Below are 12,132 nucleotides of genomic sequence, written 5' to 3'. Positions count from 1 at the left end.
GCCTGGACGGCCTCGGACGTGGAAGTCGGGGTGGACGACGTGGTCGAAGAGGTCGTCGAGGAAGTCGAGGAGGTGGACGTCTCCGAGGTGGTCGAAGAGGTCTGAGCCTCATCCGCGTCGTCGAGCGGCGCGCAACCGGCCAGCGCCATCGCCGCGGCGGACAAAGTGGTCAGCGCGATGCGGCGGGAGGGGCGAGAAGAACGGTTCCGGCGGGCGACATCGGTGGTTCCGTCGGCGCGGAGACGGCGGGACGAGCTGGAATCCGTTTGCGCTGGATCCTCTTTCCGGAAAACCGCATGACGGGTGCGGGTGACGGCGGGTAACCCCGAGATTATCGCCCGCGCATCCGCCAAAAGCCATTCGGGTGACCCCGGTCGTCGACGAGGGGCGCCGCTTCTCTGCCTCTTCGCTGCCGTTCCGGCGCCGTTTCGGTGGCGCGTCCGGTGTCATTCGGCCTTCGGCCGGGAGCTTCGGGCGGATTTTGGCGTTCGCCGGGTGCTTCCCTGCTTGCCGACGGCCGCCCGCCGCCAAAAAGACGCCCAGTGGACAGAAGGAGGTGGTTGACCACGTCTTTTTGTCCACTGGACGTCTATCTGCGATGGGTCTGGAGGGGATGGGGCGGGGAAACGGCGGGATGGGCGGCCGGTGGGCCCTGGTGTCCCCGAGAGGCGGGGCGGGCGGCGCTATCCGGCCGGGCGGAGGCGATCCTGGCCGACGAGCTGGGCACCGTCGGCGTCGGTCGAGGTGCCGGCCCCGCTCGAACCGGCCCCGCTCGAGCCGCCCTCGCCCTCGCCGCCGTCCTCCCACGGCTTCGGCAGCATGCGGGGCACGACCTTGCCCACGGCGTTGCGCGGCAGCTCGTCCATGAACACGGTTTCGCGGGGCACGGAGTGGCGGGCCAGTCGATTCTTGACGTGGGCGCGGATGTCCTCGGTGGTCAGCGCCTCGCCCTCGGGGGAGTCGGTGCGCACGACCCAGGCGACCAGCGCCTGGCCGAACCGGTCGTCGTCGACGCCGTAGACGCAGCATTCACGCACGCCCGGCAGGTCGGACAGGGCGTCCTCGGTCTCGCGGGGGAAGACGTTCTCGCCGCCGGAGACGATCATGTCGTCTTCGCGGCCGGAGATGTAGAGCATGCTGTCTTCCAGCCGGCCCAGGTCGCCGGTGCAGATCATGCCGTCGATGATCTCCTTGTCGGCGCCGGGGCGGGTGTAGCCCTCGTAGAGCATGCCGTTGCCGACGAAGATGCGGCCGGTCTCGCCCTCGGGCAGCTCGTTGCCCTCGTCGTCGCGGATGGCGATGCGGGTGCCCAGCGGCGCGCGGCCGGCGGTGGTCGGGTTCTCGGCGAGCTCGGCGGGGTTGGCGATCGTCGCCCAGCTGACCTCGGTCGAGCCGTACTGGTTGTACAGCACAGGTCCGAAGCGGTCGAGCGCCTGCTTGACGATGTGCTCCGGGATCGCCGAGCCGCACGACGCGATGACCTCCAGCGGCGACGTCGACACGTCGTAGTCGTCGGGCATCACTTCGAGCATGCGCTGCAGCATGGTCGGCACGAGGAAGATCGTGTGCGGGTTGTGGGCCTCGATGATCCGCAGCGCGTCCGACGGCTCGAAGTGCCGGCGCAAAATCATGGTGGAACGCAGTGCGATGCACAGCTGGGCCGTCGCAAAGCCCCAGGTGTGGAACATGGGCGCGGCGAGGTAGGCGGGCCTGTTGTGGCGCAGGGGGATGCGGCTCATGATCGACGACGCGGGCATCCACGACTTCGGCTCCGGGCGGCGCGCGCCCTTGGGGGTGCCGGTGGTGCCGGAGGTCAGCACGATGACGCGGCCGCGGCGGGGGCGCTTGGGCAGGTCGGCGGTGGGCCAGGCCTCCGGCGGGGCGGTGCGCAGCATCTCGCGCATGGACGTCCAGCCTTCGCGGACGCTGGAGGTGTCCTGGTAGTCCTCGAGCCACGACACGGCGACGGGGCACTGGTCGAAGTCGTCGGGCAGCAGGTGGGTGAATTCCTCGTCGATGAAGAGGAAGTCGAGCTTCTGCTCGCGGATGACGGCGCGGGTCTGCTCGGCCGACGCGCCGGTGTTGAGCAGCACCAGGTCGGTGCCCAGGCGGCCGTGGGCGCACAGGGCGAGGAGGAAGCCGCGGTGGTTGCGGCACATCAGCCCGATGCGGTCGCGGGGGCGGATGTCGCCGTGGCGCAGGGCGCGGGCGAGGCGGTTGGCGTTGTCGTCGAACTCGGCGTAGGTCATCGACCCGCCGTCGTCGATGATGGCCGTGTGGTGGGGGTCGCGGGCGGCGGCGATGCCGAGCAGGCCGGAGGGCAGGAAGTCCCACCGGTAGATCGACCCGGCGGCCTTGCCCATCGCGCCGGGGCCCATCGCGCCGAGCACGCCGGCCTTGGTCACGGGGGCGAGCCCGCGGATCAGGTCGCCGGTGCCGCGCAGCGACTTCTTCGCGCGGGTGCGGAACTTCTCCGTCGCGCCGGCGGCGCCTGTGTCGGCGTTGGTCGTCGCGTGGACGTCGATCTTCTCGGACATCTGGCTCGGGCCTCCTCGTATGGATTCCTATATGAAAAGGAACCATAATGGTGACGCCCGTCACGCGCAGGCGTTTGCGCGAGGAAGGGCCCGGGTCAGTCGGGGGACCGGGTTTTCGCTTGACGACGGGCGGCCGCCGCTTCAGGACGCCGGTTCGTGCTTCATGCCCAGTGCTTCGGCGACGGGGGCGTTGCGCAGGCCGCCGCGGTGGGTCATCAAACCGTCGTCGAGCCCGGGCAGTTTCTTCGCCGCGCCCGGCCACCCGTGCTCGGCCAGGGCCAGCGCGTAGGGGAGGGTGGCGTTGGCCAGCGCCTGCGTGGAGGTGTTCGCGACCGCGCCGGGCATGTTGGCGACGCAGTAGAAGAGGCTGTCGTGGACCTTGTACACCGGATCGTCGTGCGTGGTGGGGCGGGAGGATTCGAAGCAGCCGCCCTGATCGATGGCGACGTCGACGAGGACGGAGCCGGGCTTCATCCTCTCGACCAGGCTGTCCGGCACCAGCGTCGGGGCCTTGGCGCCGGGGATGAGGACCGCGCCGATGACCAGGTCGGCCTGCAGCAGCTCCGCCTCGATCTCGTGGGCGGTGGAGAAAACGGTGTCGACCGTGCCGCGGTAGATGTCGTCGATGCGCTTGAGCGCCCGGGGATCCAGGTCGAGGACGGTGACGTCGGCGCGCAGGCCGTGGGCCATCGCGACCGCGGAGGCGCCGACCTGCCCGGCGCCGATGACCGTCACGCGCGCCGGGCGGGTGCCGGGGACTCCGGGGAGGAGAATGCCGCGGCCGCCGAAGTGGCTCATCAGGTGGTACGCGCCGACCTGCACGGCCAGGCGGCCGGCGACCTGGCTCATCGGGGTCAACAGCGGCAGTTCGCCGTGATCGTCGGTGACGGTTTCGTAGGCGATCGACGTCGTGCCCGCGTCGAGCAGCGCCTGCGCGCATTCTGGGGCCGCGGCCAGATGGAGGTACGTGAACAGGATCTGGCCCTCGCGCATGAGGGCGAACTCCGGCTCGATCGGCTCCTTGACCTTCAACAGCAGATCGCCCTTCGCCCACACCTCCTCCGCCGAGTCGACGATGGTCGCGCCGGCCTCGACGTACGCCGAATCCGGCATCGAGGAACCGACGCCCGCCCCGGCTTCGACGAGCACCTCGTGGCCGGCGCGCGTCATGGACGCCACCCCGGACGGGCTCGCGGCGATGCGATGCTCGCCGCTCTTGATCTCGCGGGGGATTCCGATGCGCATGGGGGCTCCTGGTCTGCGGGCGACGATCGCCGGCGGGGAATTGTGTTCGCCTTCCATCATCTGCGGATCGCCGCGGCGGCACCAGCCCCGCCGCCGCACCCGCCCTACAGCCCCAGCACCGCGCTGGCGATGAGGAAGTAGACGATCAGGCCGGACGCGTCGCAGAACGTGGAGATGAACGGGGTGGAAAACACCGCCGGGTCGGCCTTGATGGCGCGAGCGATCATCGGCATGATGCCGCCGACGGTGGCGGCGATGGTGCAGATGGACACCAGCGTCAGGCCGATGATCAGCCCGAAGTCCGCGCCGTAGACCAGCCCGGCGACGACGGCGCCGATCAGGCCCAGCAGCACGCCCATGGTCAGGCCGACGCGCACTTCGCGCCACGCCACCTTCCACGTGTCGCGCAGCCGCACCTCACCGACGGCCAGGGCGCGCGTCACCGTCGTCGCCGCCTGGGAGCCGGTGTTGCCGGCGGTGCCGGTGAGCAGGGGGATGAACAGCGACAGCGTCACCACGGCGGCCAGCGCGTCCTCGAACATCTCCAGCACCTGCACGGTCAGAATCGCCGACAGCGCCAGCACCAGCAGCCACACGATGCGCGACCGCACCAGGGTGGTCACCGACGTGACCAGGTACGGGCGGTCCAGCGGCTCGGACGCGCCGGCTCGGGCGGCGTCTTCCTCGTCGGCGCGGTCGATGATGCGGTTGGCGTCGTCGACGGTGAGGATGCCGATCAGCCGGTTCTCCTCGTCGACCACGGGCGTGACCAGGTGGGTGGTGCGCACCGCCCGACGGGCCGCCTTCTCGGCGTCCTCCGACGCCGTCACGGACTCCGGGGACTTCATCAGGTCCCGCACGGTGATCGGCTCCGCGGCGGGGCCGTCGTCATGCGAATCGCCGTCGGTCGAATCCCCGTTGAGCGCGAAAATCAGGTCCCGCATGCCCACGACGCCCTCGAGCCGGCGGTGGTCGTCGGTGACCATGAGCAGGTACACGGTCTCCGCGCCGTCGCCGCTGGCGCGAACGTGGTCGAACGCCTCCCGCGGCGTCATCTCCGGCCGCAGCCGCACGTACTCGGTGGACATGTGACGCCCGATGGTGCCGGACGGGTAGCCGAGGATCGGCGCGGTCAGCGCCCGCTCCTTCTCCGACAGGCCCGAAAACAGCTTCGCCGACACCGTCGCGGGCAGCTCGTCGACCAGCGACACCCGGTCGTCGGGGTCGAGGTGCTCGAAAACGCCGACGACGTGCTCGTCGCGCAGCCCCGTCAGCAGATCCGCGCGCATGCCCGGGGAAAACCGCTCGAACACCTCCACCGCCACCTCGCGCGGCAGCAGACGGTAGATGATCGCCCGATCGTCGGGATCCTCCCGCTCGAGGATGTCGACCAGATCCGACGGCGACATGTCGCGGATCACCCTCTCGATCGAGACGAGATCCTCCTGCGCCAGCATCAGCGCCAGATGGTCGGCGAGAACGTCGAACTCGAGTCCGGTGTGGGAAGAGGTCATGCCCCAGACATTATCCGCACGGCGCGTCGGGCGGGGTCGGATGCGCGGCGCGGTCATGCCCCGAGCCTATCCGGGGGCCCGCGGCGCATGGTCGGCGAGGATTGCTTGACGACGGTCCCGGCGTGGAACGAACCCCACCGTCAATCCCCAGTTCAGACGCTGTTCGCTATGGGCGTACGCCCGAAGGGACGAAACGCGGCCGGGCCGTCGTTAAGCTTCAGTGAAACCGTCATATGGATTCCGGACGACACCGAGGAGAATGATGTTCGAGAGGTTCACCGACCGCGCCCGGCGCGTCGTCGTCCTGGCGCAGGACGAGGCACGCGAGCCCAACCACAATTACATCGGCACCGAGCACATCCTGCTGGGCCTCATCAGCGAGGGCGACGGCGTCGCGGCGAAGGCCCTGGAGTCCATGGGCATCTCGCTGGAGGCCGTGCGCAGCGAGGTCGTCGACATCATCGGCCGCGGCGCGCAGCCGCCGAGCGGGCACATCCCGTTCACCCCGCGCGCCAAGAAGGTGCTGGAGTACTCGCTGCGCGAGGCCCTGCAGCTCGGCCACAAGTACATCGGCACCGAGCACATCCTGCTCGGCCTGATCCGCGAGGGCGAGGGCGTGGCCGCCCAGGTGCTGGTCAAGCTCGGCGCCGACCTGCCGCGCGTGCGCCAGCAGGTCATCCAGCTGCTGTCGGGCTTCCAGGGCGACGACTCCGAGGGCCCCGGCGGCCCGGAGCAGCGCCCCGTCGGCGCGACCTCCGGCCAGCGCGTGGCCGAGGGCAACCACCAGGCCGGCTCGCTGGTGCTCGACCAGTTCGGCCGCAACCTGACCGTCGCCGCCCGCGAGGGCAAGCTCGACCCGGTCGTCGGCCGCGAGAAGGAAATCGAGCGCATCATGCAGGTGCTCTCGCGCCGCACCAAGAACAACCCGGTGCTCATCGGCGAGCCCGGCGTGGGCAAGACGGCCGTCGTCGAGGGCCTGGCCCTGGACATCGTCAACAACCGCGTGCCGGAGACCCTGAAGGACAAGCAGCTCTACTCGCTGGACCTGGGTTCGTTGGTCGCCGGTTCGCGCTACCGCGGCGACTTCGAGGAGCGCCTGAAGAAGGTGCTCAAGGAGATCAACCAGCGCGGCGACATCATCCTGTTCATCGACGAGATCCACACCCTCGTCGGTGCCGGCGCCGCCGAGGGCGCGATCGACGCGGCGTCGATCCTGAAGCCGAAGCTGGCCCGCGGCGAGCTGCAGACCATCGGCGCGACCACGCTCGACGAGTACCGCAAGCACATCGAGAAGGACGCCGCCCTGGAGCGCCGTTTCCAGCCGGTCAACGTGCCGGAGCCGAGCGTCGATCTGTCCATCGAGATCCTCAAGGGCCTGCGCGACAAGTACGAGCAGCACCACCGCGTGTCCATCACGGACCAGGCGCTGGTGGCGGCGGCGACGCTGTCGGACCGCTACATCAACGACCGCTTCCTGCCGGACAAGGCCGTCGACCTCATCGACGAGGCCGGCGCCCGCATGCGCATCAAGCGCATGACCGCCCCGGCGGATCTGCAGGAGATCGACGGCCGGATCGCGGACGTGCGCCGCGAGAAAGAAGCCGCCATCGACGCGCAGGACTTCGAGAAGGCCGCGGGACTGCGCGACAAGGAGCGCAAGCTGGGCGAGGAGCGCCGCGAGAAGGAGAAGAAGTGGCGCTCCGGTGAGTCCGACACCATCACCGAGGTCGGCGAGGAGCAGATCGCGGAGGTGCTGGCCAACTGGACCGGCATCCCGGTGTTCAAGCTCACCGAGGAGGAGTCCTCGCGCCTGCTGCGCATGGAGGAGGAGCTGCACAAGCGCATCATCGGCCAGAACGAGGCCGTCGAGGCCGTGTCGCGCGCCATCCGTCGCACCCGCGCCGGCCTGAAGGACCCGAAGCGCCCGTCCGGTTCGTTCATCTTCGCCGGCCCGTCCGGCGTCGGCAAGACGGAGCTGTCCAAGGCGCTGGCCGCGTTCCTGTTCGGCGACGAGGATGCGCTCATCCAGATCGACATGGGCGAGTTCCACGACCGTTTCACCGCCTCGCGCCTGTTCGGTGCCCCTCCGGGCTACGTCGGCTACGAGGAGGGCGGCCAGCTCACCGAGAAGGTGCGCCGCAAGCCGTTCTCCGTCGTGCTGTTCGACGAGATCGAGAAGGCCCACAAGGAGATCTACAACACGCTCCTGCAGGTTCTCGAGGATGGTCGCCTCACCGATGCGCAGGGCCGCGTCGTGGACTTCAAGAACACGGTGCTCATCTTCACCTCGAACCTGGGCACGCAGGACATCTCGAAGGCCGTGGGCATGGGCTTCTCCGGCGTCGGCGAGCAGGATGCCGACGGCCAGTACGAGCGCATGAAGGGCAAGGTCAACGACGAGCTGAAGAAGCACTTCCGCCCCGAGTTCCTCAACCGCATCGACGAGATCGTGGTGTTCAAGCAGCTGTCCCGCGACGAGATCGTCCAGATGGTCGACCTCATGCTGGACCGCGTGTCGGTGCAGCTCGCCGAGAAGCGCATCACCATGGAGGTCTCCGACCAGGCCAAGAACCTGCTGGCCAAGCGCGGCTTCGATCCGGTGCTGGGCGCCCGCCCGCTGCGCCGCACGATCCAGCGCGAGATCGAGGATCAGCTGTCCGAGAAGATCCTCTACGGCCAGATCGGCATGGGCGAGACCGTCGTCGTCGACGTCGAGGGTTGGGATGGCGAGTCGGAGGGCACGGACGCGAAGTTCACCTTCGTCACCAAGGCCACCGAGGGCGAGTCGGTCCCGGATGAGCTCGACGGCCTGGAGGCCATGGGCGCGGCGGACGGCACCATCGGTTCCGGCGCCGGCGACGTCATCGACGCCGCGGAGGCCGCGGTCGAGGAGGCGGCGCTGGAGGAGAAGTACGGCGAGTCCGGCTCCGACTCCGACGATGGTTCGGCCACCCCGCGCGAGCCGGGTGAAACCGACGAGAAGGACGCGTAAATGGGCATCTTCTTCCGCAAGCGCACCAAGCTCGGCAAGGATTCCTGGCTGAACTGGTCGAAGACCGGGGTGTCCGGGTCCAAGCGCATCGGGCCGGTGACCATCAACAGCCGTGGCGGATTCTCCGTCCGCCTGGGCAAGGGCCTGAACTACCGGGGCCGCTGGAAGAAGTAGCTGCCCGGGCCGGGGCAGCTCGAGCCGGGCGCGCTTGACGACGGCCCGCGTGGTCGTCGCCAAGCACCGCCAAATCCACCAAACACCGCCAAACCCACCCCGAATGACCTAACCCACCCGCTGCAACGGGTGGGTTACGTCATTCGGGGTGGGTTAACTCGATGGGGGAGCGCGGTTGCTGGAGACGGGGAGCGCGGCTGCTGGGGAAGGGGTGGTCGGCCGTCGCAAAGCGGGATACCGAGGTTGGATCGGGGGAGGCCCTGGCCGGAGCGGCGCGATGCGGGTACAATAGGTGACATGACAACAATCGCCGTCCTCGAGCCCCGCGAGGTCCCGCTGGGCGGGTACCGCGCCATCACCGTCCGGCGCACCCTGCCGCACATCGAGCGCACCAGCGTCGGCCCCTTCATCTTCGCCGATCACTTCGGCCCGGCCGCGCCGTCGATGGACGTCGCCCCGCACCCGCACACCTACCTGGCCACCTGCACGTGGCTGTTCTCCGGGCGCGTGCGCCACGACGATTCCGCCGGCCACCACCTCGACGTCACCCCCGGTGACACGGTGCTCATGGTCGCCGGCGCCGGCATCGCGCACTCCGAGTACTCCTGGCCCGAGGGACCGGACCTGCACGGCGTGCAGCTGTGGCTCGGTTACCCGACCGACGAGCGCCACGCGGAGCGCGGCCTGCACCACTTCACCACCAGCGAGGTCGCTCACGGCGGCGTGACCGCTCGGGTGTTCCTCGGCGAGCTCAAGGGCGAGGTCGGGGGAGCGGGTTCGCTCGCCGACGGTCCGGGCGCGGGCGCAATGGTCGAAGAGGCCAATTTCGGAGCCTCGCCCATTCCTGCACCCCGCCGTGCGCTCGCCGCCGAGTTGCGCATGGAGCCGGGCGCCTCGCTGACGGTGCCGCTGGGCCGCGAGGTGGGCATCCTCGTCGACTCCGGTTCCGCGGAACTGGCGGTGGGCTCTGGTTCCGGTTCCGGCACTGATTCTGGCGCTGATTCCGCTGCCGCCACCGCCGGCCCCGCCGCCCTGGCGTACTCCCATGGCCCCGTCGCCGAGGCCACCATCACCGCCGGCGACGACGGCGCGACCCTGGTCCTGGTGGCCGGCGACCCCTACGGCGAGGACCTGCTGATGTTCTGGAACTTCGTCGGCGAAGACGAGTCCGCCGTCCGCGCCGCCCGCGAGGACTGGGAGGACGCCGACGCCCGCGCCCGCCGTTTCGGCGTCGTCGAGGGGTACCCCGGTTTCGAGGGGGCGCCCACCCGCGCCCAGATCGACCGCATTCCCTCGCCGCCGATGCCGTCGGTGAAGCTGCGGCCGCGCCGGAACAAGTAGCGCGGGCACAAGTAGCGCGGGCACAAGTGGTTACTGCCTCAGCAGTTCCCCGGCACCCCCGAGCCGCCCATGACGCTGACCAGCCACCCGAACGCCTCGTCGGCCGTCAGCTGCCAGGCCAAGCCGTGCGAGGCGTCGCCGAGGTCCTCGTCGACCTCGGAGTACGTGACGTTCGCGCCCGCCGCGCACCAATCCCGCACCAGCCGCCTCGCGCCGGCGACGGGGATGACGTCGTCCTCGACGTTGTGCGTCACGAACACCGGCATCCCCGGCGCCGTCGTCCCCAGAGTTTGCTTGCCGACGGCCCGCCTCAATCCCGGACCCGCCCCATCCCCCAGGTGCTCGGCGAATGACCGGCCATCGACGGTGAAGTCCGCCGAATCGCGCCGGTCCCACATCGCCAGCGTCGCCCCGATGCACTGCGTCGCGGTCTCGTCGAGGAAGCGGCGGCCCTCGGTGTTGAGCATGCCGTCGATCTCCTCGCCGACCTCCGGGTACGCCGCGACGAGCCCGTTGATCGCGTAACCCATCGCCCCCGACAACGGCGACCCGTCGATCTCGGCGGCCGTCGACGGCAGATCCGCCGGCACCCCGCCCGCGTAGACGGCGCGGATGTTCACCTCCGGCGCATAGTCCCCGGCCATCTCGGCGGCCGCCGCCGACGCGGCGCCTCCCTGCGAGAACCCGAACACGGCGACGGGAGTCTCAGCCGCGCCATCCGAACCGAACCCGCCCGAACCGAACCCGCCGATCAGCTCTTCGGCCGCCCTGGCCATGTCGAGCACGGCGTGGCCCTGGGCTTCGCGCACCAGATACGTGTGGGCGCCGGGCGTGCCCAGGCCCTCGTAATCCGTGATGGCCACCGCCCACCCCAGATCCAGGAAATGCCGTGACGGCGGCGGGGGAGCGGTGCCGAAGTGCATGGTCATCGACGGCGCACAGTTGTCCGCCGCCCCCTGCGTCCCCGGCGCGATGACCAGCAGCGGCCGCGGCCCGTCCCCGGTCCACTCGGCGGTCGGCTCCAGCACCGATCCGCTGACGACGTTCGGCCCTCCGTGCGCGTCCGTCGATGCGTAGACGATCCGCCGCGCCGACGCCACGCTCGGCGACTTCACCGCCAAGTCCATCTCGGTGATCACCGCCCCCGGCTCACGCTCGACGGCAGGTGGGGCATCGGCTCCCGAATCCGAGCCCGGGCCCGCCCCCTCGAAACCGGCGCCGCCCGAACATCCCGCGACGGCCATCATCACGATCGCGAGCAGCACCGCGGTCACCGGCGGGCGCGCCCGGAATGGCGAGCTCGAAGCCCGCCCCGGTGCCGCACCCGCCTCTGAACCGCCCATGAAAACCAGACTAGCCACCCGCGCGGATCGCCCACCGCGCTTACGTGGGCAGCCGGAACAATCCGTCGGCGTCCTGGACGGCCAGGCCGTCGTCGAGAAGCGAAAACAGTGCCCGCGACCGCTGCGCCTCATCCGGCCACACCGCATCCAACAGGGCCTTCTCCACCGGCGACTCCGCCGCCCGCAACACGTCCAGCAACTTCCCCCGCACCTGCCGGTCGGTGCCCTCGAACTTCTGCACCCGCTTCTTCGCCGCCGTCAGCTCCTCCTCCGACGGCTCCGGCGACCCCGCCGCCACCCACGCGCACGACTCCCGCACGGGGCATTCCGCGCACGCCGGGCGCGTGCGGCACACCGTCGCCCCCAGCTCCATCCACGCGGCGGACAACTCGGCGGCGGACGCCGGGTCGTCGTAAAGCAAGCCCTCGACCACGGCCAAGTCGGCGCGCTTGTGCGCACCCGGCAAGAACGTCGCCTGCCGATGCCGCCGCAGCACCCGCCGCACGTTGACGTCCACCACCGGCGTGCGCGCGCCGAACGCGAACGCCGCCACCGCACGCGCCGTGTAATCCCCGATGCCGGGCAGGGCCAGCAGTTCGTCGACGTCGGCGGGCACCCGGCCCCCGTGCTTTGCGACGATGACCGCCGCACATTCCCTCAACCGCAGCGCACGCCGGGGATAGCCCAACTTCCCCCACTCGCGCAGCACCTGGTCCGCCGGTGCCGCCGCGAGATCCGCCGGCTCCGGCCACAACTCCATCCACCGCCGCCACGACGGAGCGACGCGGGCGACCGGGGTCTGCTGGCTCATGACCTCGCTGACCAGGATCCCCCACGGCGACGTCGCCGGATCGCGCCACGGCAGCGGGCGGGCGGAGGCGCGGAACCACGCGACGAGATCGGCGCGCCAGTCGGCGGAACCCTCTGGCACTTCATCCCCTGCGCCCTCCGGTGCCCCCGTCCCCGCCCCCGAAAGGGCGCCGGAA

8 protein-coding genes are annotated in these 12,132 nt (G+C 70.3%); 3 read left to right on the top strand and 5 right to left on the bottom strand.

Annotated elements, in window-relative coordinates; translation table 11 throughout:
• Positions 1-683 precede the first annotated feature (683 nt).
• The 3 genes from CX1_RS06155 to mgtE all read right to left on the bottom strand — a co-directional run bounded on the left by CX1_RS06155 (position 684) and on the right by mgtE (position 5,296).
• A complete protein-coding gene (locus tag CX1_RS06155; protein ID WP_082719170.1) occupies positions 684-2,537 on the bottom strand; it encodes an AMP-binding protein in 1,854 nt (617 codons plus the stop codon).
• Positions 2,538-2,678: 141 nt separating this feature from the next.
• A complete protein-coding gene (gene ald, locus CX1_RS06150; RefSeq protein WP_046651304.1) occupies positions 2,679-3,782 on the bottom strand; it encodes an alanine dehydrogenase in 1,104 nt (367 codons plus the stop codon).
• Between the two features lie 104 nt (positions 3,783-3,886).
• A complete protein-coding gene (mgtE, locus tag CX1_RS06145; RefSeq protein WP_046651306.1) occupies positions 3,887-5,296 on the bottom strand; it encodes a magnesium transporter in 1,410 nt (469 codons plus the stop codon).
• Between the two features lie 262 nt (positions 5,297-5,558).
• Between mgtE and CX1_RS06140 the strand changes: the two genes are divergently transcribed.
• The 3 genes from CX1_RS06140 to CX1_RS06135 all read left to right on the top strand — a co-directional run bounded on the left by CX1_RS06140 (position 5,559) and on the right by CX1_RS06135 (position 9,803).
• Positions 5,559-8,288 carry an ATP-dependent Clp protease ATP-binding subunit gene (locus CX1_RS06140; protein ID WP_060925470.1) on the top strand — a complete coding sequence of 910 codons (2,730 nt, stop codon included), beginning with the start codon at positions 5,559-5,561 and terminating at the stop codon, positions 8,286-8,288.
• A complete protein-coding gene (locus tag CX1_RS12370; protein WP_113570045.1) occupies positions 8,289-8,462 on the top strand; it encodes a DUF4236 domain-containing protein in 174 nt (57 codons plus the stop codon).
• A 297-nt stretch (positions 8,463-8,759) separates the two neighbouring features.
• Entirely contained in the window at positions 8,760-9,803 is a 1,044-nt protein-coding gene (locus tag CX1_RS06135; RefSeq protein ID WP_060925412.1) for a pirin family protein, read from the top strand.
• Positions 9,804-9,841: 38 nt separating this feature from the next.
• On the opposite strand, the gene CX1_RS06130 is transcribed toward CX1_RS06135, so the two are convergent.
• Positions 9,842-11,146, bottom strand: coding sequence for a lipase family protein (locus tag CX1_RS06130; protein WP_169793210.1), 1,305 nt, complete (start codon positions 11,144-11,146; stop codon positions 9,842-9,844).
• Between the two features lie 40 nt (positions 11,147-11,186).
• Entirely contained in the window at positions 11,187-12,077 is an 891-nt protein-coding gene (locus CX1_RS06125; protein ID WP_046651307.1) for an HhH-GPD family protein, read from the bottom strand.
• Between the last annotated feature and the right edge of the window lie 55 nt (positions 12,078-12,132).

The organism is Corynebacterium xerosis NBRC 16721 = ATCC 373 (genome assembly GCF_001552415.1).
Classification (GTDB): Bacteria; Actinomycetota; Actinomycetes; order Mycobacteriales; family Mycobacteriaceae; genus Corynebacterium; species Corynebacterium xerosis.
Note: the sequence above shows the minus strand (reverse complement) of the source record. Positions and strands in the feature narration are given on the sequence as shown.

Coding starts and splice junctions, on each gene's coding strand:
- CX1_RS06155 (WP_082719170.1), bottom strand. CDS start 2,537: ATGTCCGAGAAGATCGACGTCCACGCGACGACCAACGCCGACACAGGC.
- ald (WP_046651304.1), bottom strand. CDS start 3,782: ATGCGCATCGGAATCCCCCGCGAGATCAAGAGCGGCGAGCATCGCATC.
- mgtE (WP_046651306.1), bottom strand. CDS start 5,296: ATGACCTCTTCCCACACCGGACTCGAGTTCGACGTTCTCGCCGACCAT.
- CX1_RS06140 (WP_060925470.1), top strand. CDS start 5,559: ATGTTCGAGAGGTTCACCGACCGCGCCCGGCGCGTCGTCGTCCTGGCG.
- CX1_RS12370 (WP_113570045.1), top strand. CDS start 8,289: ATGGGCATCTTCTTCCGCAAGCGCACCAAGCTCGGCAAGGATTCCTGG.
- CX1_RS06135 (WP_060925412.1), top strand. CDS start 8,760: ATGACAACAATCGCCGTCCTCGAGCCCCGCGAGGTCCCGCTGGGCGGG.
- CX1_RS06130 (WP_169793210.1), bottom strand. CDS start 11,146: ATGGGCGGTTCAGAGGCGGGTGCGGCACCGGGGCGGGCTTCGAGCTCG.